The sequence below is a fragment of the Burkholderia sp. CpTa8-5 genome (assembly GCF_017815045.1).
GTDB lineage: Bacteria > Pseudomonadota > Gammaproteobacteria > Burkholderiales > Burkholderiaceae > Burkholderia > Burkholderia sola.
In genome coordinates, this window is sequence record NZ_JAGIQD010000024.1 from 54,124 (window position 1) to 77,785 (window position 23,662).

The 23,662-nt window shown below is 67.5% G+C and carries 24 protein-coding genes; 12 read left to right on the forward strand and 12 right to left on the reverse strand.

What is annotated here, in order from left to right; genetic code table 11:
* Positions 1-108: 108 nt before the first annotated feature.
* From J8I35_RS27520 to J8I35_RS27530, 3 genes are all read left to right on the forward strand, one after another.
* Entirely contained in the window at positions 109-1,107 is a 999-nt protein-coding gene (locus J8I35_RS27520) for a GlxA family transcriptional regulator (protein ID WP_050012219.1), read from the forward strand.
* Between the two features lie 103 nt (positions 1,108-1,210).
* Positions 1,211-2,158: a choline ABC transporter substrate-binding protein gene (locus tag J8I35_RS27525; RefSeq protein ID WP_050012220.1), complete on the forward strand. Its 948-nt coding sequence runs from the start codon at positions 1,211-1,213 to the stop codon at positions 2,156-2,158.
* 294 nt (positions 2,159-2,452) lie between these two features.
* Complete coding sequence (locus J8I35_RS27530) at positions 2,453-3,079, forward strand: trimeric intracellular cation channel family protein (RefSeq protein ID WP_209927948.1); 627 nt, start codon at positions 2,453-2,455, stop codon at positions 3,077-3,079.
* A 9-nt stretch (positions 3,080-3,088) separates the two neighbouring features.
* On the opposite strand, the gene J8I35_RS27535 is transcribed toward J8I35_RS27530, so the two are convergent.
* Positions 3,089-3,514 carry a PACE efflux transporter gene (locus J8I35_RS27535; RefSeq protein WP_209927866.1) on the reverse strand — a complete coding sequence of 142 codons (426 nt, stop codon included), beginning with the start codon at positions 3,512-3,514 and terminating at the stop codon, positions 3,089-3,091.
* Positions 3,515-3,661: 147 nt separating this feature from the next.
* On the opposite strand from J8I35_RS27535, the gene J8I35_RS27540 reads away from it, so the two are divergent.
* On the forward strand, positions 3,662-4,606 hold the full coding sequence (locus J8I35_RS27540; protein ID WP_209927868.1) for a LysR substrate-binding domain-containing protein: 945 nt from the start codon (positions 3,662-3,664) through the stop codon (positions 4,604-4,606).
* Here the strand turns inward: J8I35_RS27540 and J8I35_RS27545 are convergent.
* The 3 genes from J8I35_RS27545 to J8I35_RS27555 form a co-directional block, all read right to left on the reverse strand.
* On the reverse strand, positions 4,593-5,747 hold the full coding sequence (locus J8I35_RS27545) for an exo-alpha-sialidase (RefSeq protein ID WP_209927870.1): 1,155 nt from the start codon (positions 5,745-5,747) through the stop codon (positions 4,593-4,595). The genes J8I35_RS27540 and J8I35_RS27545 overlap by 14 nt on opposite strands.
* Positions 5,748-5,822: 75 nt before the next feature.
* Positions 5,823-6,092, reverse strand: a complete 270-nt coding sequence (locus J8I35_RS27550) for a MoaD/ThiS family protein (RefSeq protein WP_209927872.1) — start codon at positions 6,090-6,092, stop codon at positions 5,823-5,825.
* 109 nt (positions 6,093-6,201) lie between these two features.
* Positions 6,202-6,891 carry an aspartyl/asparaginyl beta-hydroxylase domain-containing protein gene (locus tag J8I35_RS27555; RefSeq protein ID WP_124595454.1) on the reverse strand — a complete coding sequence of 230 codons (690 nt, stop codon included), beginning with the start codon at positions 6,889-6,891 and terminating at the stop codon, positions 6,202-6,204.
* A gap of 210 nt (positions 6,892-7,101) precedes the next feature.
* On the opposite strand from J8I35_RS27555, the gene J8I35_RS27560 reads away from it, so the two are divergent.
* Together J8I35_RS27560 and J8I35_RS27565 are read left to right on the forward strand one after the other, a co-directional pair.
* Positions 7,102-7,446: a DUF4148 domain-containing protein gene (locus tag J8I35_RS27560; protein WP_124654749.1), complete on the forward strand. Its 345-nt coding sequence runs from the start codon at positions 7,102-7,104 to the stop codon at positions 7,444-7,446.
* 71 nt (positions 7,447-7,517) lie between these two features.
* On the forward strand, positions 7,518-7,793 hold the full coding sequence (locus J8I35_RS27565; protein ID WP_209927874.1) for a DUF4148 domain-containing protein: 276 nt from the start codon (positions 7,518-7,520) through the stop codon (positions 7,791-7,793).
* A 216-nt stretch (positions 7,794-8,009) separates the two neighbouring features.
* Here the strand turns inward: J8I35_RS27565 and denD are convergent, their stop codons facing one another.
* The 8 genes from denD to J8I35_RS27605 form a co-directional block, all read right to left on the reverse strand.
* The gene (gene denD / locus J8I35_RS27570; RefSeq protein ID WP_209927879.1) at positions 8,010-8,981 is read right to left on the reverse strand and encodes a D-erythronate dehydrogenase; all 972 of its coding nucleotides are present in this window, start codon (positions 8,979-8,981) and stop codon (positions 8,010-8,012) included.
* Between the two features lie 28 nt (positions 8,982-9,009).
* Positions 9,010-9,786, reverse strand: coding sequence for a 2-oxo-tetronate isomerase (otnI, locus tag J8I35_RS27575; protein WP_050012230.1), 777 nt, complete (start codon positions 9,784-9,786; stop codon positions 9,010-9,012).
* A gap of 75 nt (positions 9,787-9,861) precedes the next feature.
* Positions 9,862-11,187 carry an MFS transporter gene (locus J8I35_RS27580; protein ID WP_050012231.1) on the reverse strand — a complete coding sequence of 442 codons (1,326 nt, stop codon included), beginning with the start codon at positions 11,185-11,187 and terminating at the stop codon, positions 9,862-9,864.
* Positions 11,188-11,315: 128 nt separating this feature from the next.
* A complete protein-coding gene (locus J8I35_RS27585; RefSeq protein ID WP_050012232.1) occupies positions 11,316-11,954 on the reverse strand; it encodes an aldolase in 639 nt (212 codons plus the stop codon).
* Positions 11,951-13,249: a 3-oxo-tetronate kinase gene (gene otnK / locus J8I35_RS27590; RefSeq protein ID WP_050012233.1), complete on the reverse strand. Its 1,299-nt coding sequence runs from the start codon at positions 13,247-13,249 to the stop codon at positions 11,951-11,953. The genes J8I35_RS27585 and otnK overlap by 4 nt, the downstream gene beginning before the upstream one ends.
* 19 nt (positions 13,250-13,268) lie before the next feature.
* Positions 13,269-14,159, reverse strand: coding sequence for an L-threonate dehydrogenase (ltnD, locus tag J8I35_RS27595; protein ID WP_209927885.1), 891 nt, complete (start codon positions 14,157-14,159; stop codon positions 13,269-13,271).
* A 58-nt stretch (positions 14,160-14,217) separates the two neighbouring features.
* Positions 14,218-14,922 carry an FCD domain-containing protein gene (locus tag J8I35_RS27600; protein WP_006480587.1) on the reverse strand — a complete coding sequence of 235 codons (705 nt, stop codon included), beginning with the start codon at positions 14,920-14,922 and terminating at the stop codon, positions 14,218-14,220.
* A gap of 188 nt (positions 14,923-15,110) precedes the next feature.
* The gene (locus tag J8I35_RS27605; RefSeq protein ID WP_050012446.1) at positions 15,111-16,184 is read right to left on the reverse strand and encodes a GlxA family transcriptional regulator; all 1,074 of its coding nucleotides are present in this window, start codon (positions 16,182-16,184) and stop codon (positions 15,111-15,113) included.
* Positions 16,185-16,470: 286 nt separating this feature from the next.
* Here J8I35_RS27605 and J8I35_RS27610 point away from each other — a divergent pair, with 286 nt between their 5' ends.
* The 6 genes from J8I35_RS27610 to J8I35_RS27635 are packed head-to-tail and all read left to right on the forward strand — an operon-like array spanning position 16,471 to position 23,503.
* Positions 16,471-17,856 (forward strand): L-serine ammonia-lyase, encoded by a 1,386-nt coding sequence (locus J8I35_RS27610; protein WP_175973535.1) that lies wholly within the window; start codon positions 16,471-16,473, stop codon positions 17,854-17,856.
* A gap of 14 nt (positions 17,857-17,870) precedes the next feature.
* Complete coding sequence (locus J8I35_RS27615; protein ID WP_006480591.1) at positions 17,871-19,115, forward strand: sarcosine oxidase subunit beta family protein; 1,245 nt, start codon at positions 17,871-17,873, stop codon at positions 19,113-19,115.
* A 21-nt stretch (positions 19,116-19,136) separates the two neighbouring features.
* Positions 19,137-19,436 carry a sarcosine oxidase subunit delta gene (locus J8I35_RS27620; protein ID WP_124654753.1) on the forward strand — a complete coding sequence of 100 codons (300 nt, stop codon included), beginning with the start codon at positions 19,137-19,139 and terminating at the stop codon, positions 19,434-19,436.
* Positions 19,433-22,444 carry a sarcosine oxidase subunit alpha family protein gene (locus tag J8I35_RS27625; protein ID WP_209927888.1) on the forward strand — a complete coding sequence of 1,004 codons (3,012 nt, stop codon included), beginning with the start codon at positions 19,433-19,435 and terminating at the stop codon, positions 22,442-22,444. Before J8I35_RS27620 ends, J8I35_RS27625 begins: the two co-directional genes overlap by 4 nt.
* Positions 22,434-23,066: a sarcosine oxidase subunit gamma gene (locus J8I35_RS27630; protein WP_050012237.1), complete on the forward strand. Its 633-nt coding sequence runs from the start codon at positions 22,434-22,436 to the stop codon at positions 23,064-23,066. Before J8I35_RS27625 ends, J8I35_RS27630 begins: the two co-directional genes overlap by 11 nt.
* Positions 23,063-23,503, forward strand: coding sequence for a dihydroneopterin aldolase (locus tag J8I35_RS27635; RefSeq protein ID WP_034186032.1), 441 nt, complete (start codon positions 23,063-23,065; stop codon positions 23,501-23,503). Before J8I35_RS27630 ends, J8I35_RS27635 begins: the two co-directional genes overlap by 4 nt.
* The last annotated feature ends 159 nt before the right edge of the window (positions 23,504-23,662 follow it).

A 23,662-nucleotide genomic window follows, 5' to 3' on the forward strand; every position in this document is an offset into this window, starting at 1 on the left:
TCTCCGGCGGCCGGACCACGCTCCTGCCGCTCACCCTGAATGGATAACGGCTCCCGCGGCTTCGGCCGCGGGGCTGGCCCTCTACAACCTCCTCGCCAGGAGACCGATGTGACGTCCGCCGTCGCTGTCGCGCCCGCCGCCTGCGTTTCACCGGTTTCGTCCCTCGCCCATTTCGGCTTCCTCACGCTGCCGAATTTCTCGATGATCGCGTTCTCGAGCGCGGTCGAAGTGCTTCGGATGGCGAACTACGTCGGGCGGGCGGATCACTACAAGTGGTCGATCTACTCGCTCGACGGCGCGCCCGCGCATGCCAGCAACGGCATCGCGGTGCGGCCCACGCAGGCGCTCGACTACGACAACCTGCCCGACGTGATGATCGTGTGCGGCGGCATCCGCATCCGCGACGTGGTCGACGCGGGCGCGCGCGATACGCTCGCGGCGCTCGCCGAACGCGGGCTGCCGCTCGGCGGCATCTGCACGGGCGCGTACGCGCTGATGTCGAGCGGCCTGCTCGACGGCTATCGCTGCACCGTGCACTGGGAGAACCTGTCCGCGCTGCATTCCGAATTTCCGCAGGTGGGCTTCGCCGACGAGCTGTTCGTCGTCGATCGCGACCGGCTGACCTGCACGGGCGGCACCGCGCCGCTCGACCTGATGCTGAACCTCGTCGGCATGCGGTTCGGCCAGCAGCTCGCCGCGCAGGTCTCCGAGCAGTTCATCCTGGAGCGCATCCGCAGTTCGACCGATACGCAGCCGATTCCGGTCGACGCGCGCGTCGGCTTCTCGCGCGCGGAGCTGATCGAGGTCGTGCGGCTGATGGAGGCGAACATCGAGGAGCCGCTGTCGCTCGAGGAACTCGCGCGGCTCGTGCGGCTGTCGCAGCGGCATCTGCAGCGCATGTTCAAGGTGTACCTGAACGTATCGCCGACCCACTATTACCTGACGCTGCGCCTGAAACGCGCACGCGACCTGCTGCGCACGACCGACGCATCGATCGCGCGCGTGACGACGGTCTGCGGCTTTCATTCGCCGTGTCATTTCAGCAAGGCATACCGCGCGCAGTTCGGCCATGCGCCGAGCTACGAGCGCCGGCTGCCGGGGCGCTGAACGGGGCAATCATTCGGTCCGCGACGTCGCCGGGATCGCGGCGCGCGGCTTCAATAAACGATCCCGGATTCAAGCAAACGACATCACTTTGAGGAGAAGCAAGATGAAGCGCCTATTGATCGCAGCGGTGTGCGGGATCGGGATGACCGCACCGATGTCGGCCGTCTATGCGGCCGATCCGCCCGTGTGCAAGAACGTGCGCTTCGCCGATGTCGGCTGGTCCGACATCGCGGCGACCACGGGCCTCGCATCGACGATGCTGCAGGGGCTCGGCTACAACCCGACGAAGACGATCGCGTCGGTGCCGATCACGTTCGCGGGGATCAAGAGCAAGCAGATCGACGTGTTCCTCGGCTACTGGTCGCCGACGATGGACCCGATCATCCAGCCGTTCACGAAGGCCGGCACGATCAAGGTGCTCGCGACGCCGAACCTGACCGGCGCGAAATACACGCTCGCGGTGCCCGACTACGTGTACCAGGGCGGCCTGAAGTCGTTCGCGGACATCCAGAAATACGCGGACAAGCTCAACGGCAAGATCTACGGGATCGAGCCCGGCAACGATGGCAACGCGCTGATCAAGAAGATGATCGACGGCAACCAGTTCGGCCTCGGCAAGTTCAAGCTGGTCGAGTCGAGCGAGGCCGGGATGCTGGTCGAGGTGAATCGCGCGATCCGCGACAAGCAGTGGATCGTGTTCCTCGGCTGGGAGCCGCATCCGATGAACGTGCAGATGAAGATCGACTACCTGACCGGCGGCGACGACGTGTTCGGCCCGAACTACGGCGAAGCGAAGGTGCTGACGGCGACGCCGCCCGACTACGCGCAGCGCTGCCCGAACGTCGCGAAGTTCGTGTCGAACCTGCAGTTCACGACGGCGATCGAGAACCACGTGATGGTGCCGATCATGAACAAGCAGGACCCGAACAAGGCTGCCGCCGCGTGGCTGAAGGCGAACCCGGACGCACTCGACAAGTGGCTGGCCGGCGTGACGACGATCGACGGCAAGCCGGGCCTGCCGGCGGTGAAGGCGTATCTCGGCGCGCATTGAGCATGACGCGTCGGGCTTTGCGGCTGCGGCCCGAAGCCTGACGTGAATGTTGAGCCGGCGTAAGCGGGGTGACCTGCTTGCGCCGGTTTTTTGCTACGTGCTTCGTGCTCGCGCCGACGGCGGGCGGGCGATGCGCTAGACTGCTCGATCCACGATCGAGGAGACGGCCATGGCCCGCAACCCGCTGGATGCATCCGGACGGCAACATGCAGCCGGCACGTGGCCGAATCACGCGACCGCTTCGGTCGACGCAGGCTGCAACCGGACCGTCCGGTGCTTCGACCATTCATTCGCATGAAGCGCATCGAGCAAGTCGTGCTCGCCGCCGATCTCGCGGGCACGGGGGTGTTCGCGATCGAGGGCGCCAATGCGGCGATCGGCGCCGGCCTCGACCTGTTCGGGGTGATGGTGCTGTCGCTCGTCGTCGCGCTCGGTGGCGGCGTGATTCGCGACCTGCTGATCGGCGCGCGGCCGCCGAGCGCCGTGAGCGACTGGCGTTATCCGGCGCTCGCGTTCGCCGCCGGGCTGTTCGCCTTCGTGTTTCATGCGCGGGTCGCCGCGTTCTCACCGTCGCTGCTGACGACGCTCGATGCGGCCGGCCTCGCATTGTTCGCGGTCGCCGGCGCGGTGAAGGCGCTCGAATTCCGTGTCCACCCGTTCATTGCAACGCTGATGGGCGCCGTGACCGGCTGCGGCGGCGGCGTCGTGCGCGATCTGCTGCTCGCGCGGATACCGGTCGTGCTGGTCACCGACATCTATGCGAGCGCGGCGTTGCTCGGCGCGGTCGTCGTTGTGTTGTGCCGGCGACTCGGTTGCCCGCCGGTCGTCGCGGCCGTGCTCGGCGGCGTCGCATGCTTTGCGTTGCGGATGGCGGCGGTGCGGTTCGGCTGGCAACTGCCGAAAATTGCCGCGGGCGCATAGGCGCCCGACTCACGACCCCTTCGTCGCCGCCGGCACGTCGAACACGCGATCGAACGCCCACTGGAACACGAACGCGTAGCAGAAGAAGAACGCGAACAGCGCGATATCGACGACGAACGCATCGAACCACGAGATGTCGAGCCACCACGACACGACCGGCACGAGGATGAAGATCAGCCCGCCCTCGAATCCGGTCGCGTGGAGGATCCGCCGCCCGAGCGTACGCGCCGGCTGCCGGCGCGATGCTTCCCAGCGCTCGAACAGCGCATTGAAGAGCATGTTCCACAGCATCGCGATCGCCGACATCGTCGCCGACAGCGCGCCCGAGTAGACGAGGTCCTGCTTGAAGATCGCCGCGATCGCGGGCGAGATGCAGGAAATGGCGATCGCTTCGTAGAGCACCGCCTGCGTGATCCTGCGCGATAGGCCTTGCACGGGGTTCCTCCGGTTCGACGGCAACCGCCGCGGCGACGTGCCGCGACGTTCCGGAAGGCTAGCCGCGTTGCGCAGCCGCTTCAATTCACCTAATCTCACCCGGATTGAATCGAATTCAACCCGGCCGCATCCGGCCCGCGAGGCCCCGTGTTCTCGAAAATTCCCTTGACCGCATTGCGTGTCTTCGAATCGTCGGCGCGGCTCGGCACGTTCAAGGCCGCCGCGGAAGAACTGTCCGTGACGCCGGCCGCCGTGTCGCACCAGATCAAGTCGCTCGAAAGCCGCGTCGGCGTGCTGCTGTTCGAGCGCGGCGCGGGCGGCGTGCGGCTGACGGAGGAAGGCGAGCAACTGTTTCGTGCGAGTCACGATGCGTTGCTGGCACTGAGCCGCGGGCTCGATGCGCTGCGTCCGGACGCGGCCGATGCGCGCCCGCTCGTGCTGACCACCACGCCCGCGTTTGCGGCGATGTGGCTGATTCCGCGGCTCGGTGCGTTTCGCCGCGTCGATCCGCACCTGCACATCAAGGTCGAAACGGGGAACACGCTCGTCGATCTCGAACGCGATGCACGCGTCGATCTCGCGATTCGCGCGACGTCGCGCACGTTTCCCGCGCTGCACGAGATTGCGTTGATCGACGAGTATTTCGGCGCGTATGCGGCCGCCGGGTTCGATATGCATCGTGCGGACGCGCCGCTCGACCTGATCGAAACCGTGTGGGATACGCCGCTGCCCGTGTCAATCGACTGGGCGTCGTGGTGTCGTGCGGCGGGGCGAGAAGCATGGCTCGAACGTGCGGTGTTTCGCCATTACGACGACGAGCATTATGCACTGCAGGCCGTGCTGCACGGGCAGGGTATCGCGCTGCTCAGCTCGGTGCTGGCCGCCGAGCATGTCGAGCGCGGCGCGTTGATGCCGATCGAGCCCACGGTGCGGCTCGACGGTGCGCGCTTCGTCGCACTGTGCCGGCCGGGGCGCGAGCGCGAGCCGCAGGTCAGGCGGTTTCTCGACTGGCTCGAAGCGGAAATCGCAACGACGCGCGAGGCGGTGGCGCGGATGGCGCCGGACGATGCTCGCGCCGCTACCCGAAGCTGACGCAATACACCGGCGGCAAATGCGCCGATACCTGCTGCCAGTGCTCGCCGCCATCATCGGACGTCCATAGCCCGCCGGTCGTCGACGCCATCGCGAGGCGCGTGCCGGAATCGTCCACCGCGAGCCCGTGCCGATACACGAGGTCGTACGCGGGCGCGGCCGGCAACCCGTTCGACAGGCTCTCGAAACTGCGGCCGCCGTCGCGCGTGCGCGTGACGACGAGCCGGCCGTTCACCGGAATCCGGCACGCGTCCTTCACGGCCGGCACGAACCACGCGGTATCCGGTTCGTGCGGATGCACGGCCACCGCGAAACCGAAGCTCGACGGCTCTGCTTCGATCCGTTGCCACTGTTCGCCGCCGTCGGTCGAGCGGAAGATCGCGCAGTGATGCTGCGTCCACAGCACGTCCGGATTGGCCGCGCACTGCACGACGCGGTGCGGGTCCTGCATGTTCGCCTCGCCGCGTCGCTCGGGCGGCATGTAGTCGGCTTCCATGCCTTCCGCCGTGACGCGCCATGTCGAGCCGCCGTCCGCGGTCTGCCACACGCCGCCGCACGAGATGCCGACGGTGACGTGCCGACTGTCACGTGGATCGACCATCACCGAGTGAATGCCCGGCGCGTCGTACCCGCCGCCGCCCCATTCGAGGCGTTCGGGGCGATCCCACAGCGCGCGGTTCAGTACCCACGAATCGCCGTGGTCGTCGGAGCGGAACAGGCCGCCGGGAATCGTGCCGGCCCACAGCACGCCGGGTTCGTCCGTGCCACCGGTTTCGAGCGACCAGATTTGCTGAAGCGTCCACGTTGGCTGCGACGTCCCGGCAGCGGCAGCTTCATCATCAGTATCGCCGCTGCCTGCGTGCGGTTCGGCACGGGGAGGCGACGCGTCGGCGGGCTGCGGCGGATAAACCGGGGCTGCACATTCCTCCCAATCGCGGGCGCCTGCACGCAGCCGATGCAGTTTCACGCCGAAATGGCCGAGATTGAGCGCCGCATACAGCGTGCCGTCGCGCGGGTCGGCAAGCGCCATGCTGACGGGTTCGCCGATGAAATGCGGTTCGCCGGGCGTCCAGCCGCCATGACCGTCGGGTTGCAGGACGAAGAGGCCCTTGCGGGTGGCGACGAGCAGTCGATCGTTCATGTGGGATGTCTCCGGATGGTCGGCCTTGGCGCGACGGTGCTTGGTATCGGGGAATGCGCCCGTGCATCGGTCCCTTTATCCGCCGGTCAGCGCCTGCACGACATACACGCGGCTGGCGGCCTCGAGCGCATCGGACAGATGTTGGCGGTCGCGGATCGGCTGGCCGTCGATGAATACCGACAGGTGCTTTCGCAGCGCGCCCTGGTCGTCGACGATGTAGCCGCGCAGCCGCGGCTGTTCGCTGAAAATGGTGTCGAATGCTTCGCCGACCGTATGCGCGTCGATGTCGCGCTCGGGCGTGTCGACGTGCCGCTGGATCGACGCGGCGAAGAAGAGGTGCGCCATGGCGGTAGGTGGCAGGAGCCGCACGAAGGGACGGCTTGTAGTTTAGGCGATCCGGCGGACGCCGAAAGGCGGAACGCAGCCGCCGTGCGCGGCGTGGGTGGCGTCCTCGCTAGACCGGAATCGACCGTCCCCTGATCCGGATCCCGAGCCGCACGACGCCGATCACCGCATTCGATAGCCACATGAGCCAGCGCGGCATCCCGCGCCGGCGGATATCGAGCAGCAGCACTATCCGCACCGCGTCGCTGTCGTTCCACACCTCATGCGTGAACGTGTCGTCCCACAGCAGGAAGCGCCCTTCGTCGAGCCGGTATTCGCGGCCGTCGACCTTCAGCACGGCGGCCGGCGTGCCGTCCGCGCGGGTCGGCATCGACAGCACGAGATACCCGCGCAAGATGCCGCGAAACGGCCCGCGATGCGGCGGGATGTGCTTGCCGGGCGCGAGGAACGACAGCGACGCGGACAGTACGTCCGGCGACGCCGCGACGAGCGACGCGACGGTCGGGCAGCGCGACAGGTTGCGTGCAAACGGTTGACCGTACGCCTGCATGATGAACATGCGCCAGTCGCGCGCGTCGTTGGCCGAGATGTCGTACTGCTCGCGCATGATTTCGTGAAAGCGCGGGATGCGCGGCATGTCGCGTGCGACGTCGAGCGCCTCCGCACGGATCGCGGGCCACGCGCGCACGAAGCGCTCGGCATCCGGGAACGCGGCCGCGTCGAGCACCGCGCCGCTGTCGATATGGCGGTCGTACAGCCTGCGCAGCAGGGCGGCTGCATGGTCGTAAGCGGCGGACATGGTCGATCGAGGGGCGGTCCGGATGAAGTGGTGGTCAGTCTGCCCGAAGCACGACGGGCACTGCGTTACGTCAGGTTACGCCGGCTGACGAATGAATGACAGTTTCATGAATGTTGGGTCGGCGCGAATGGAAAGCCGGGAATAAACCGCGCCTCTCCGTCGTCATACGGGTGTAGCACATCGTTTCGTTGACTGATGAAGGAGTGGAGCATGAACACGCACTGGCTGGTGGCCGCCACGGTAGCGGCGATTTCTCTCGCAGGTGTCGCGACGCAAGCGTCGGCACAGGCGCTCACGCGCGAACAGGTCCGGCAGGAACTCGTCGACGCGGAAAACAACGGGCTGCGCTTCGTGACCGATACGTCGTATCCGGACGTGAGCCCGCTGTTCCAGCACCAGGCCGATCGGATGCCGCAGCGGCAGGCGAGCACGGCGGTCGGCGGCGATCCGGCCATGTCGTCCGAAGCGGGCAAGCCGGCGACGATGTCGCCGCGTCGAAGCGCCGCCGCATGCGTCGGCCCCGCGAGTTTCTGCACGATCTATTTCGGAAGCTGATCCACCCGCCTGCATCCGCAGGTCACGCCTGTCCCGTGGTTGATCGATACGTCACATTGAAGGAGTCCATGATGAAAACATATATCGCACTACTGATGAGGATCGGGGCGATCGTCGGTCAGTCGGCATTCGCGCAATCGGCCGCGCCGCTGACGCGTGCGCAGGTTCGCGACGAACTGATCCGCGTCGAAGCGGCCGGGTACGACCCGGCGAAGGGCGAGGACGGCGCGTATCCGGCCGATATCCAGGCCGCGGAAGCGAAGCTCGCGGACCAGGACCGCGCGCGGCTGGCGGTGTCGGCCACGCGGGAGGCCGGACCCGGCATGCCGGCGCAGGTCGCCAACTAGGTGCCGGCATGTACCCGTGTTGCGCGAGACCGTCGGCGTCGCGGCGGAACGCGGCACGTGCGCAGCGTGTCGTGCGGAGACGAATCGTGGAGAGGGGCGTGCGGTGTCGACGCGGCGCCGATGCGCCCTTCATGCAGGCGGGCGGGGATGCAACGCGCGTCGTTGCGCGTCGGGGAATCGGTCAGGCCGCGTCGATGCGGCCCGACCCGGCGTCAATCAGTGCCGTTCGTCCGCGATATGACTGCGGATCACGTCCGCGAACGACGTGTCGCCCTTCAGCCCGAGCGCTTCCGCGCGCGACGTATCCCAACGGCCCGGCCAGCTCCCGACGATCTTCTCGACGCGTTCGTCGGGCACATGGCGGATCAGCTTCACGACCTCGTCGCCCGCGACGTCGCGTAGCGCCGCGATCATCTCGTCGACCGACACCGACAGCCCCGGCAGGTTGATCACGCGCTTGGTGCCGAGCGTCGCGCCGTCGATCTCGCACCCGGCGACCAGCGCTTCGATCGCGCCGCGCGGCGACAGCAGCCACAGCCGCGTCGAGCCGGGCACCGGGCACACGCTTTCCTCGCCATTCAGCGGCTCGCGGATGATGCCGCTCGCGAACGACGACGCGGCCGCGTTCGGGCGGCCGGGCCGCACGCTGATGGTCGGCAGCCGCAGCACGCGGCCGTCGACGAAGCCGCGTCGCGCGTAGTCGCACAGCAGCAGTTCTGCGATCGCCTTCTCGGCGCCGTACGACGATTGCGGATTCAGCGCGGTGTCGTCCTGCACGACGTCGGGCAGCGCGCCGCCGTACACCGCGACGGAGCTCGTGAACACGACGCGCGGCTGGTGGCCGCGCGCGCGGCACACTTCGAGCAGCGTGCGCGATGCATCGAGATTGATCCGCATGCCGAGATCGAAATCGGCTTCGGCCTGCCCGCTGACGATCGCCGCGAGGTGGAAGATTGCGCCCGTCCGCGTGTCGATCGCGCTTTCGAGCACCGCGCGATCGGCGATGTCGCCGACGATCGACGTCACGCGCGCATCGCCGAAATCGCTGCCCTGGACGACGTCGAGCAGCACCAGTTCGTCGATCTTCTCGATGCGACCGTCGGGGCCGGTGAGGTCGCCGCGCTCGAGCAGCTTGCGTGCGAGACGCTGGCCGAGAAAGCCGGCGCCGCCGGTGATCAGTACTTTCATGTTCTTGACCCTCTGGGAAATACGGGAATTACAGGTATGTCTCGAGCCAACCGAGGCCTTCCGACGTGCCGGCCTTCGGCCGATACTCGCAACCGATCCAGCCGTCGTAGCCGAGCGCGTCGATCAGCGCGAACAGATACGGGTAGTTGAGTTCGCCGACGTCCGGCTCGTGGCGTTCGGGCACGCCCGCGATCTGGATATGGCCGATGCCCGCGAAATCGCGCTTGAGCTTCATCGCGAGATCGCCTTCGACGATCTGGCAGTGGTAGCAGTCGAACTGCACCTTCAGGTTCGGCGCACCGACTTCCGCGCGGATCGCCTGCGCGTCGTCCTGGCGGCTCAGGAAATAGCCGGGCATGTCGCGCGGGTTGATCGGCTCGATCAGGATCGTGACGCCGTGCGCGGCGGCGGCCTGCGCCGCATGACGCAGGTTCGTCAGATACGTATCGCGATGGCGTGCGCGGTCGGCGCCCGGCGGCACCATGCCGGCCATTACGTGCAGCTTCTTGTTGCCGATCACGCGCGCATAGTCGAGCGCCTGGTCGATGCCGCGGCGAAATTCGTCCTCGCGGCCCGGCAGCGATGCAATGCCGCGTTCGCCCGCGGCCCAGTCGCCCGGCGGCGCGTTGAACAGCGCCTGTTCGAGGCCGTGCGCGTCGAGGCGCGCGCGGATGTCCTCGGCGGCGAAGTCGTACGGGAACAGGTACTCGACGGCCTTGAAGCCGTCGCGGGCGGCAGCGCCGAAGCGGTCGAGAAACGCATGCTCGGTGTACATCATCGAGAGGTTGGCGGCGAAGCGTGGCATGGCAGCGGGTCCTGTGAATGAATGGGGCGGGGCGCCGCGCGCCCCGCGTCGAATGATGAATCGGCCGGCGGCGGATCAGCGGTTCACGAGCTTGGGCGGCGTGAGCCACACGGCGATCGCGCCGATCACGAGCATCGCCGCGAGCACGTACATGCCGGACGCAGTGCTGTGCGTGGCGTCCTTCAGGTAGCCGATCACGTACGGGCTCGCGAAACCGGCGAGATTGCCGACCGAGTTGATGATCGCGATCCCGGCGGCAGCCGCGGAGCCCGCGAGGAACGCGGTCGGCAGCGACCAGAACAGCGGCGCGCAGGTCAGCACGCCGCCTGCCGCGAGCGACAGGAACACGATCGACACTGCCGTATTGTGCGAGTACGACGCGGCGACCGCAAACCCGACCGCGCCCATCAGCGCCGGCACGATCAGGTGCCAGCGGCGTTCGCGGCGCTTGTCCGCACTGTGGCCGAACAGGTTCATCACGACGATCGCGACGACGAACGGAATCGCCGACAGCAGGCCGATCTGCAGCGTATCGGTGATGCCGGTCGATTTGACGAGCGTCGGCATCCAGAACGTGAGCCCGTACTGGCCGGTGACGAATGCGAAGTAGATCAGCGACATCCACCACATGCGCGGGTCCGAGAACACGGCCTTCAGCGAATGGCCGTGCTGCTGCTGTTCCTGCGGCTGCGCGGCGATTTCGTCCTCGAGCAACTGCTTCTCGCGCTCGTCGAGCCACTTCGCGCCGCGGATGCTGTTGTCGAGATACAGGATCGTCGCGATGCCGATGAGCACGGCCGGCACGGCCTCGATCATGAACATCCATTGCCAGCCGTGGAAGCCCGAGCCGCCGTGGAAGCGCTCCATGATCCAGCCCGACAGCGGGTTGCCGAAGATGCCCGACACCGGAATCGCGGACATGAACACCGCGATGATCTTCGCGCGGCGATGCGACGGGAACCAGTACGTGAGGTACAGAATCACGCCCGGATAGAAACCGGCTTCCGCGAGCCCGAGCAGGAACCGCAGCACGTAGAACTGCGTCGGCGTCTGCACGAACGCGAACAGCGCGGACAGCAGCCCCCACGTGATCATGATCCGCGCGATCCAGATGCGCGCGCCGAGGCGGTGCATCAGCAGGTTGCTCGGCAGTTCGAACAGAAAGTAGCCAAGAAAGAAAATCCCCGCGCCGAGGCCGAATACGGTTTCGCTGAACGCGAGATCCTGCGACATCTGCAGCTTGGCAAAGCCGACGTTCACGCGGTCGAGATACGCGACCACGTAGCAGAGCATCAGGAACGGCACGATGCGCCAGAACACTTTCTTGTAGGTGCGGTCGAGTTCGCCCGATTGGGCGGCCGCGGCGGGCGAGCGGCTTGCGGCCGCGTCGAGAGCAGTCATCGTCGTCTCCAATGATGTTATGTGCCGGCGGCGCGTACGCCGCCAGTCGTGTGTGCTGACGGAAAGGCCCGCGCACACGGCGGGTAGATAAATCGATACGGACTACTGCATGATCGGGTCGCGGTGCGTTACCAGCGCGCGCCGAAGCTCTGGCGCAGTTCGTCGAGCGCGGCGTCGGACAGCGGTTCGGGCTTCGGGTTCGTCATCAGCCACAGCCGCGCGGTTTCCTCGAGTTCCTCGAGTGCATACGACGCGTGCGATACCGAAGGCCCCCACATCACCGGGCCGAGGCGATCGAGCAGCACGCCGCGCACCCGGTCGGCCAGCGCCGCGACTTCGGCCGCGACGGCCGGGTCGCCGGGGCGGCGGTAACGGATCAGCGGAATGTGGCCGACCTTCATCACGTAGTACGGCGTGATCGGCGGCAGCACGTCGGTATCGCGCCACACGCCCGCGAGCGTCAACGCGACGAGATGCGTCGAATGCGTGTGGACGACGCCGTGCGCCTCCGCGTTGCGTGCGTAGATGCCGCGATGCAGCGCGAGCGTCTTCGACGGCTTGCCGCCCGATACGGGCTGGCCGTCGGCGCCGACCTTCGCGATGTCGTTCGGGTCGAGCCGGCCGAGGCACGCGTCGGTCGGCGTGATCAGCCAGCCGTCGTTCAGACGCGCGCTGATGTTGCCGGCGCTGCCGACCGCATGGCCGCGCGCATACAGGCTCGCGCCGACCACGCAGATCTCTTCGCGCAGTTTTGCTTCGTCGCTCATCGTGCGGCTCCATCCAGCGCGCGCAGCGCCTTGTCGAAAAAGTCCGTGGTGCCGAAGTTGCCGGATTTCAGCGCGAGGCCGAGCGGCTGCGTGTCGATGGTGGCCGTGGCCGGCACGCCCGGATCGATCTGCGCGCCGATCTGCAGCGACTTCACGTCGAGCGCCTGCACGACGGCGCCGGACGTCTCGCCGCCCGCGACGACGAACTTGCGCACGCCGAGCTCGCGCAGCCCGCGGGCGATCGCCGCGAGCGTGCTTTCGACGAGACGGCCGGCCGCGTCGACGCCGAGCGCCTGCTGCACGGCCTTCACTTCGTCGGGCGTGGCCGTTGCGTAGATCAGCACGGGCTGCGGCAGGTGCGAGCGCGCAAAGGCGAGCGCCTGCTCGACGACGGACTCGCCGCGCGACGCCGCGAGCGGATCGATGCGGAAGCTCGGCCGCGTCGCGCGCCACGCGGCGACCTGCGCGTTGGTGGCCTTCGATGCACTGCCGGCGAGCACGGCCGACGGGCCGTCGATGCGCGGCAGCGATGCCGCGTTGTCGCGCTCGGGCAATTGCTCCGCGCGGCGGAAATTCGCGGGCAGGCCGAGCGCGATGCCGGAGCCGCCGGTGACGAGCGGCAGGCCCGCGCATGCTTCGCCGAGGACGTAGAGGTCGCGGTCCGACAGCGCGTCGGCAATCGCGAAGCGCACGCCTTCCGCGCGCAACTGGTCGATCCGCGCACGCACGGCGGCCGCGCCGAGCGCGATCGTGTCGTAGCGGATCAGGCCGACCGGCGACTTCGTCTGCCGTTGCAGCACGCGTACGAGGTTCGCGTCCTGCATCGGCGTGAGCGGATGATGCTCCATCCCCGATTCGTTCAGCAGCACGTCGCCGACGAACAGGTGGCCGCGATAGATCGTGCGGCCGTTCTCGGGGAACGCCGGGCACGCGATCGTGAAGTCGCCGCCGGCCGCATCGAGCAGCGCGTCGGCCACCGGCCCGATGTTGCCCGCGTCGGTCGAGTCGAACGTCGAGCAGTACTTGAAGAAGAACTGGCGGCATCCTTGCGTGCGCAACCATGCGTACGCGGCGAGCGATTGCGCGACGGCGTCGGCGGCGGGGATCGTGCGCGACTTCAGCGCGACGACGATCGCGTCGGCGTCGGCGATCGTGTCGGTCGCGCCGTCGGCGGGCACGCCGATCGTCTGCACGGTGCGCATGCCGCTCTTGACGAGCATGTTCGCGAGATCGGTCGCGCCGGTGAAATCGTCGGCGATGCAGCCGAGCAGGGGACGGGAAGCGGAAGCGGTCATGGCAGGCACGTCGTTCGAATCAGCGGGCGGGCGGCAGCGTGATGCCGGGGAAAGTCTTGATCACGGCGGAATCGTCCTCGCCGCCGTGGCCGGCGCTCGACGCGCTCATGAACATCTGGTGCGCGGTGGCGGAGAGCGGCAGCGGGAATTTGCTGCGGCGCGCGGTATCGAGCACGAGGCCGAGATCCTTCACGAAGATGTCGACGGCCGACAGCGGCGTGTAGTCGCCGTTCAGGATGTGCGGCACGCGGTTCTCGAACATCCACGAATTGCCCGCGCTGTGCGTGATCACGTCGTACAGCGCGTCGGCGTCGACGCCTTCGCGCAGGCCGAGCGCCATCGCCTCGGCGGCGGCCGCGATATGCACGCCGGCCAGCAACTGGTTGATGATCTTCACTTTCGAGCCGATGCCGTGCGCGTCGCCGAGACGGTACACCTTGCCGGCGATCGCGGCGAGCACGTCCTCGCAGCCCGCATAGGCGGCGGCCGGGCCCGACGTCATCATCGTCATCTCGCCGGAGGCCGCGCGCGCGGCGCCGCCGGATACCGGCGCGTCGAGCATCTGCAGGCCGGCCGTTTCGATGCGCGCGCCGAGCGCGACCGCGAATTCGGGCGCGACGGTCGCGCTCGCGATCACGACGCCGCCCGGCTTCATCGCGGCGACCGCACCGTGTTCGCCGAACAGCACCGTTTCCGTTTGCGCGGCATTGACGACGAGCGTGACGACGACGTCGCACTGCGCGCCGAGTTCGGCCGGCGTCGCGCACGCGATGCCGCCTTCGGCGGCGAACGCCTGCAGCACGATGTCGCGCACGTCGCATGCGTGGACGCGCAGGCCGGCGCGCAGCAGCGAGCGTGCGACGCCGAGGCCCATCGCGCCGAGGCCGATGACTCCAACATTTCGTGACATGGTCAACCTTGATCGATTCGAAAGAGGTTCTGGACAACGGCGGCGGGCGCCGCCGGCTTCAGCAGATGCCGGCTTCCGCGAGACGGCGGGCGGCGTTGTACATGTGCGTGCGCGCCGCGTTGCGGGCGGCCATCGGGTCGCGCGCGCGGATCGCGTCGGCGATCGCCGCGTGCTCTTCGCGCACCTGACGCGAGAAATCCTCGCGCGTCGCTTCGTTGCTGCGCGTGACCTTCACGCCGGCCTCGAGGTACTGGTTCAGGAACTGCAGCGTCTTCAGGAAATACGGGTTGCCGGTGACGGCCGCGATCGTGCGGTGGAATGCGACGTCTTCCGCGACGCCGTCGCGCCCTTCGGCAACGGCTGCGTCGATCTTGCGCAGCGCGTCGTCGATGTCGGCCATGTCGTCGGCGGTGTGGTGCAGCGCGGCCTCGGCCGCGACTTCCGCCTCGATCGCGCGGCGCACCGCGAGCAGATGCGGCAGCGAGCTCGCCTCGACGGCTTCCGCGTAGTCGATCCGCAACGGCCGGATCGCGCCGTGCTGGTTCACGAATACGCCGCTGCCCTGGCGCGGCTCGACCACGCCTTCGTTCTTCAGCCGCGAGATCGCCTCGCGGATCACGGTGCGGCTCACGCCGAATTCCTGCGCGAGCACGGCTTCAGTCGGCAGCTTGCCGGTGGCCGAGAAGCTGCCCACTTCGATCTGCTTGAGCAGTTGCTGCGCGACGTGGTCGCTCATCGCACGGGCGGGAATTTTCTCGAACATGATGCTCAGGTTTGTAAGGTGATGTGGTCATCATACAAATTTGAGCGAGCATCAGCATCCGGGATAACCCTCGTTCAAGAGAGGTAACGTCGGCTAAATTGATTGGAACCGGTTCCAAAAAACGGAAACCGACGCGAACATGCGTCGTTCTGCAATCGATCAGGGAAGGGGCTGGCTGCCCGGCCCCGTCACTCGGCGATGTCCTCGACGGGGTCGGCCGACGCGTCGGGCATCGCGGCCACTTCGGCCACGTCGCCGCCGCGCTCGCGATAGGTCGCCGGCGGCACGCCGAACTGCTTGCGGAATTCGCGCCCCAGGTGCGACGCATCGGCGAATCCGCAGCTCGACGCGATATCGGCGACCGTGCGGTCCGAACTCGTCAGCAGCCACGCGGCCGTGCGCAGCCGCACCTGCTTCGCGAAGGCCTGCGGGCTCCTGCCGGTCTCGGCCTTGAACAGCCGTTCGAGCTGCCGCGTCGACAGGTCGAGCTTGCACGCGAGTTCCTCGAGCGGCAGCGCACGCCCGACGTGCTGTTCCATCAGAAGAATCGCGCGCTTGACCTTCGGGTGCGTCGCCGGCTCGAGCCCCGGCGGATGCGGCTGCGGCGCATTGCCTTTCTGCATCTCGCCGACGAGCAGGATGCGCAGCGCCTTCTGCACGGTCGCGTGATCGAAATGGCGCAGCAGGATCGCGGCGGCGACGTCGATCGACGCGCGGCCGCCCGAGCACGTGATCCGGCGCCGGTCGATCACGAACAGCCGGTCTGCGATCAGCAGGTCGGGATCGGCGGACGGAAAGCGCTCGATGAAATCCCAGTAATGGAACCAGCTCACGCAGGTGCGGTAGCCGTCGAGCACGCCGGCGCGCATCAGCGTGAACACGCCGGTGCAGATGCCGACGACCGTCGCGCCGCCCGCCGCCGCGCGGCGGATGAACTCGAGCGTTTCAGGGCCGGCCTGCGGCCCCGAATGCAGCAGCCCGCCGACCACCACCACATAGTCGAACGGCTCGGCCGCATCGAACGTCTCCCACGGCGTGATCTGGATCCCGCAGCTCGCGCGCACCGGCGCGAGCGTCTCGCCGATGACGCTCCACGCGCAGCGCACGGGCTTGCTGTAGTCGCCGTCGTCGGCCGACAGCCGCAGCATGTCGACGAAGCCGGAGAAGGCCGTCAGCGTGAAGTTCGGCAGCAGCACGATGCCGAAGCGGATGCGCCGCGGCGCGGGTTCTGCGAGGGGGGAAGCGGGTACGTCGGGGGTCATCGCGGCCAATCTCGTCACGCCGGGCAGGCGGTCTCACTCGTTTCACACTGTTTGCGGGTTGCGGCTGCCGGAGGCGGCGCGGATGCAGCCAGCGTCGCCGATCGGCCGCGGCCGGACTTGTGGTTTTTCGTCGCGAACCATCGCCAAAACGCACTTTCGGGCCGGCCGGCACGGCGCTTGGCGGCGGTATCCCACGCCGATGCCGTTTTTGTTCTATCGGCCGATTTTACGCTTTGATGTACTGGTGCCCAACGACATTTCACGCATGCAACCCAAAGGAAGCCAGATGAACGTCAGCGCGTTCGACCTGTTCAAGATCGGCATCGGCCCGTCCAGTTCGCATACGGTCGGCCCGATGATCGCCGCGTGCCGCTTCGCGTCGCACGTCGAGGACGCGAACCTGCTCGGCTTCGTGCGCCGCGTGCGGGTCGAGCTGTACGGCTCGCTCGGCGCGACCGGCAAGGGCCACGGCACCGACAAGGCCGTGCTGCTCGGCCTCGAGGGCCACCTGCCCGACACGATCGATCCGGACCTGATCGAGCCGCGGCTGGCCGCGATCCGCGCGGAGAAGTCGCTGTCGCTGCTCGGCAGGCAGACGGTGCGCTTCGACGAGAAGGAACACATCGGCTTCTATCGCAAGCTGATGAGCGGCACGAGCATCGTGCACCCGAACGGGATGCGCTTCCAGGCATTCGACGAGCACGGCCAGCTGCTGGTCGAGAAAGAGTATTACTCGGTCGGCGGCGGCTTCGTCGTGAACCGCGACGGCGATCGCGTGAACGGCGTGCGCGCGGCGGTCGAGGTGCCGTATCCGTTCCGCACCGGCGACGACCTGATGCGCCAGTGCCGCGAACACGGGCTGTCGATCGCCGAACTGATGCTGCGCAACGAAAGCGCGCTGCGCCCCGCCGACGAAGTGCGCGCCGGGCTGCTCGCGATCTGGCGCACGATGGCCGCCTGCGTCGAGCGCGGCTGCAAGGTCGAGGGCGACCTGCCGGGACCGATGCGCGTGAAGCGCCGCGCGGCCGAATTGAACGGCCGCCTGCGTTCGCGTTCCGAAGAGTCGCTGCGCGACCCGCTGTCGATGCTCGACTGGGTCAACCTGTACGCGATGGCCGTGAACGAGGAAAACGCGGCCGGCGGCCGCGTCGTCACCGCGCCGACCAACGGCGCGGCTGGCGTGATTCCCGCGGTGCTGCACTACTACGTGAAGTTCGTGCCGGGCTCGAACGAAGCCGGCATCGTCGAATTCCTGCTGACGGCCGCGGCGATCGGGATCATCTACAAGGAAACCGCGTCGATCTCCGGCGCGGAAGTCGGCTGCCAGGGCGAAGTGGGCGTCGCGTGCTCGATGGCCGCCGCCGCGCTCGCCGCGGTGATGGGCGGCACGCCCGACCAGGTCGAGAACGCGGCCGAGATCGGCATGGAGCACAACCTCGGGATGACCTGTGACCCCGTCGGCGGGCTCGTGCAGATCCCGTGCATCGAGCGCAACGCGATGGGCGCGATCAAGGCGCTGAACGCGTCGCGCATGGCGCTCAAGGGCAACGGCCAGCACTACGTGTCGCTCGATTCCGTGATCAAGACGATGCGCGAAACCGGCGCCGACATGAAGACGAAATACAAGGAAACGTCGCGCGGCGGCCTCGCCGTGAACGTCATCGAATGCTAACGAAGGATCCAAACATGAGCCGCTACTCGATATTCAGCCTGTTCCGCAACGGCCTCTCGTATCACGAGAACTGGGAAAAGCAGTGGAAGAGCCCGGAGCCGAAGAAGGAATACGACGTCGTGATCGTCGGCGGCGGCGGCCACGGCCTCGCGACCGCGTACTACCTCGCGAAGGAGCACGGGATCACGAACGTCGCGATCCTCGAGAAGGGCTGGATCGGCGGCGGCAACACCGCGCGCAACACGACGATCGTGCGCTCGAACTATCTGTGGGACGAATCGGCCGCGCTGTACGAGAAGGCGATGAAGCTGTGGGAAGGGCTGTCGCAGGATCTCAACTACAACGTGATGTTCAGCCAGCGCGGCGTGATGAACCTCGCGCACACGCTGCAGGACGTGCGCGACACCGAGCGCCGCGTGAACGCGAACCGGCTGAACGGCGTCGACGCCGAATTCCTGACGCCCGCGCAGATCAAGGAAATCGAGCCGACGATCAACCTGAACAGCCGCTACCCGGTGCTCGGCGCATCGATCCAGCGCCGCGCGGGCGTCGCACGCCACGACGCGGTGGCCTGGGGCTTCGCGCGCGGCGCGGATCGCGCCGGCGTCGACATCATCCAGAACTGCCAGGTGACGGGCATTCGCCGCGAAGGCGGCGCGGTGGTCGGCGTCGATACGGTGAAGGGGTTCATCAAGGCGAAGAAGGTCGCGGTGGTCGCGGCCGGCAACACGACGACGCTCGCCGACATGGCCGGCGTGCGTCTGCCGATCGAAAGCCATCCGCTGCAGGCGCTGGTGTCCGAGCCGATCAAGCCGGTCGTCAACTCGGTGATCATGTCGAACGCGGTGCACGCATACATCAGCCAGTCCGACAAGGGCGACCTCGTGATCGGCGCCGGTATCGACCAGTACACGGGCTTCGGCCAGCGCGGCAGCTTCCACATCATCGAAAGTACGCTGCAGGCGATCGTCGAGATGTTCCCGGTGTTCTCGCGCGTGCGGATGAACCGCCAGTGGGGCGGCATCGTCGACGTGTCGCCGGACGCGTGCCCGATCATCACCAAGACCGACGTGAAGGGCCTGTATTTCAACTGCGGCTGGGGTACCGGCGGCTTCAAGGCGACGCCGGGCTCGGGCTGGGTGTTCGCTCACACGATCGCCCGCGACGAACCGCATCCGCTGAACGCGCCGTTCGCGCTCGACCGCTTCTACACGGGCCACCTGATCGACGAGCACGGCGCTGCCGCCGTCGCGCACTAACCGCACTGAGGAGAAAGAAACATGTTGCTGATCGAATGTCCGTGGTGCGGGCCGCGCGCCGAATCCGAGTTTACGTGCGGCGGTGAAGCCGACATCGTGCGCCCGGTGGCGAACGAGACCATGACCGACCGCGAATGGGGCGAATACGTGTTCATGCGCGAGAACAAGCGCGGGCTGCACAAGGAGCAATGGCTGCATACGCAGGGCTGCCGCCGCTGGTTCAAGGTGACGCGCGACACGGTCACCTACGATATCAAGGGCTACGAAAAGTTCGGTAGCGCCGCTGCCGGCAACGCACACGAAGAGGGCACCAGCAAATGAGCCAGAAAGACCGCCTCGGCACCGGTGGCCGCATCAATCGCGCGATTCCGTTGACGTTCACGTTCAACGGCCGCACGTATCAGGGCTTCCAGGGCGACACGCTCGCGTCCGCGCTGCTCGCGAACGGCGTGCACTTCGTCGCGCGCAGCTTCAAGTACCACCGTCCGCGCGGAATCGTGACGGCGGACGTCGCGGAACCGAATGCCGTCGTGCAGCTCGAAACCGGCCCGTACACCGTGCCTAACGCGCGCGCGACCGAGATCGAGCTGTACCAGGGGCTCGTCGCGACGAGCGTGAACGCGGAGCCGACGCTCGAGAACGACAAGTACGCGATCAACCAGAAGTTCTCGCGCTTCATGCCGGCCGGGTTCTACTACAAGACCTTCATGTGGCCGCGCAACATGTGGCCGAAGTACGAAGAGAAGATCCGCGAAGCGGCCGGCCTCGGCAAGGCGCCCGAGGTGCTCGACGCCGATCGCTACGACAAGTGCTACGCGCACTGCGACGTGCTCGTGGTCGGCGGTGGCCCGTCGGGCCTCGCCGCCGCGCATGCGGCCGCCACGGCCGGCGCACGCGTGATCCTCGTCGACGACCAGCGCGAACTCGGCGGCAGCCTGCTGTCGTGCCGTGCGGAGATCGACGCGAAGCCCGCGCTGCAATGGGTCGAGAAGATCGAGGCCGAGCTGCGCAAGCTGCCCGACGTGACGATCCTGTCGCGCAGCACCGCGTTCGGCTATCAGGACCACAACCTCGTGACGGTCACGCAGCGCCTGACCGATCACCTGCCGGTGTCGATGCGCAAGGGCACGCGCGAACTGCTGTGGAAGGTCCGTGCGAAGCGCGTGATCCTCGCGACCGGCGCGCACGAGCGGCCGATCGTGTTCGGCAACAACGACCTGCCGGGCGTGATGCTGGCGGGCGCGGTGTCGACCTACGTGCATCGCTTCGGCGTGCTGCCGGGCCGCAACGTGGTCGTGTTCACGAACAACGACCGTGCATACCAGACCGCGCTCGACCTGAAGGCGTGCGGCGCGAAGGTGACGGTCGTCGATTCGCGCGCATCGTCGAACGGCGCATTGCCGGCGGCGGCCAAGCGGCAGGGCGTGACGGTGATGAGCGGTGCGGTCGTCACGGCCGCTTCGGGCAAGTGGCGCGTATCGTCGGTCGACGTCGCGTCCTACTCGAACGGCCAGACCGGCGGCAAGATGCAGTCGCTGCCGTGCGACCTCGTCGCGATGTCGGGCGGCTTCAGCCCGGTGCTGCACCTGTTCGCGCAGTCGGGCGGCAAGGCGTGCTGGAACGACGACAAGGCGTGCTTCCTGCCGGGCAAGCCCGTGCAGGCCGAGGCCAGTATCGGTGCGGCCGCGGGCGAGTTCGGTCTCGCCCGTGCGCTGCGGCTCGCGGTCGACGCGGGTGCCGAAGCGGCGAAGGCCGCGGGCTTCACGGCCGCGCAGCGCCCCGTCGCGCCGCAGGTCGCGGAAACCGTCGAAGGTGCGCTGCAGCCGTTGTGGCTCGTCGGCAGCCGCGAGGCCGCCGCACGCGGGCCGAAGCAGTTCGTCGACTTCCAGAACGACGTCGCAGCCGCCGACATCCTGCTCGCCGCGCGCGAAGGCTTCGAGTCGGTCGAGCACGTGAAGCGCTACACGGCGATGGGCTTCGGCACCGACCAGGGCAAGCTCGGCAACATCAACGGGATGGCGATTCTCGCGGGCGCGCTCGGCAAGACGATTCCGGAAACGGGTACGACGACGTTCCGCCCGAACTACACGCCCGTGTCGTTCGGTACGTTCGCGGGCCGCGAGACGGGCGATTTCCTCGACCCGATCCGCAAGACGGCCGTGCACGAATGGCACGTCGAGCACGGCGCGATGTTCGAGGACGTCGGCAACTGGAAGCGGCCGTGGTATTTCCCGAAGAACGGCGAGGATCTCCATGCGGCCGTGAAGCGCGAATGTCTCGCGGTGCGCAACAGCGTCGGCATCCTCGACGCGTCGACGCTCGGCAAGATCGACATCCAGGGCCCGGACGCGGTGAAGCTGCTGAACTGGATGTACACGAACCCGTGGAACAAGCTCGAAGTGGGCAAGTGCCGCTACGGGCTGATGCTCGACGAAAACGGGATGGTGTTCGACGACGGCGTGACCGTGCGCCTCGCCGACCAGCATTTCATGATGACCACCACCACCGGCGGCGCGGCGCGCGTGCTGACGTGGCTCGAGCGCTGGCTGCAGACCGAATGGCCCGACATGAAGGTGCGGCTCGCGTCCGTCACCGATCACTGGGCGACGTTCGCGGTGGTCGGCCCGAAGAGCCGCAAGGTCGTGCAGAAGGTGTGCCAGGACATCGACTTCGGCAATGAAGCGTTCCCGTTCATGAGCTATCGCAACGGCACCGTCGCCGGCGCGAAGGCGCGCGTGATGCGGATCAGCTTCTCGGGCGAGTTGGCCTACGAAGTGAACGTACCGGCGAATGCGGGCCGCGCGGTGTGGGAAGCGCTGATGACGGCCGGCGCCGAGTTCGACATCACGCCGTACGGCACCGAAACGATGCACGTGCTGCGCGCGGAGAAGGGCTACATCATCGTCGGCCAGGATACCGACGGCTCGATCACGCCGTTCGACCTCGGGATGGGCGGGGTCGTCGCGAAGTCGAAGGACTTCCTCGGCAAGCGTTCGCTGTCGCGTTCGGATACCGCGAAGGAAGGCCGCAAGCAGTTCGTCGGCCTGCTGACCGAAGACGAACAGTTCGTGCTGCCGGAAGGCGCGCAGATCATCGCGAAGGACACGCAGGTGTCGGCCACCGATGCGACGCCGATGATCGGCCACGTGACGTCGAGCTACTACAGCCCGATCCTGAAGCGCTCGATCGCGCTCGCGGTGGTGAAGGGCGGCCTGAACAAGATGGGCGAGAGCGTCGTGATTCCGCTGGCCAACGGCAAGCGCATCACCGCGAAGATCTCGAGCCCGGTTTTCTACGATACCGAAGGGGTGCGTCAGCATGTGGAATGAAACGAGAAACCAGACGCAGGTGGCGGGCGCGGGCGGCGTGACGCTTGAATCGCCGTTCGTCGGCGCGGCCGACGTGCTGAAGCCGCACCAGGCGCGCGCTTCGAAGAAGTTCACGCTGCGCGAGCGGCCGTTCCTCGATCTCGTCAACGTGCGCGGCGAGTTGGGCGATCCGGCATTCGTCGCCGCGTTCGAGCGCGTGGTCGGCTGCCGGCCGCCCGCGGAGCCGAACACGGTGGCGCGCGGCGCCGAGTACGACGTGCTGTGGCTCGGCCCCGACGAATGGCTCGTGCGGTCGAACGGGCCGGTGCAGGCCGGCGTGCTCGAGGCGAAGCTGGCCGAGGCCGTGCAGGGCTTGTACGCGGCGGCCGTCGACGTCGGCAGCGGCTACACGGTCGTCGAGATCACCGGCGAACGCGTGCGCGACGTGATCGCGCGCGGCTGTCCGCTCGATCTGCATCCGCGCGTGTTCAAGCCGGGCCAGTGCGCGCAGTCGCACTACTTCAAGTCGCCGATCACGCTGATCCCGACCGGCGACGACACGTTCGAGATCGTCCTGCGCCGCAGCTTCGCCGACTATTTCGTGCGCATCATGCTCGACGCCGCGGCGCCGCTCGCATCATGAAGCCGTTCGACGAACCGTTCGTGGCGATCGACGCGCCGCGCCTGCGCGGGCGCGGCTGGAGCGTGTTCGTCGACGAACTGAAGGTGCCCGCGCGGATCGGCATCCATGCGCACGAACACGAGGCGCCGCAGCCGATCGTGATCGATGCGCGGCTCGGGTATCGCTGCGAGCCGAGCGAGCAGGGCGAGTGGATCGATTACGACGGCTACTGCGCGCGCGTCGCGTCGTTTCTGTCGCACAAGCCGCATACGCGGTTGCTGGAGACGCTCGTTGCGGATATCGCGGTGCTGTCGTTTCGCGAATGGCCGGCGCTGGAGTCGCTGACGCTGTCGGTGTACAAGCCGAAGATCCGGCCGGGGACGAAGCGCGTGGGTGTGTCGCTGGACTGGACGCGCGGGGATTACCTGCGGTGGACGGGGGCGGCGGGGCAGCTTTGATCAGAGGGGGCCGGATCAAGGCACGAGGGAGGTGATCCGGTGACGCCATGGGGCGGCGGCGCGAATGCGCCGCCGTACTCGTTTACAGTTCCTGAAATATGAGAAGAATGGGCTACCGCTGGCCTTTGGCGTTTTTGTTCCTGAAATATCGGAACAATT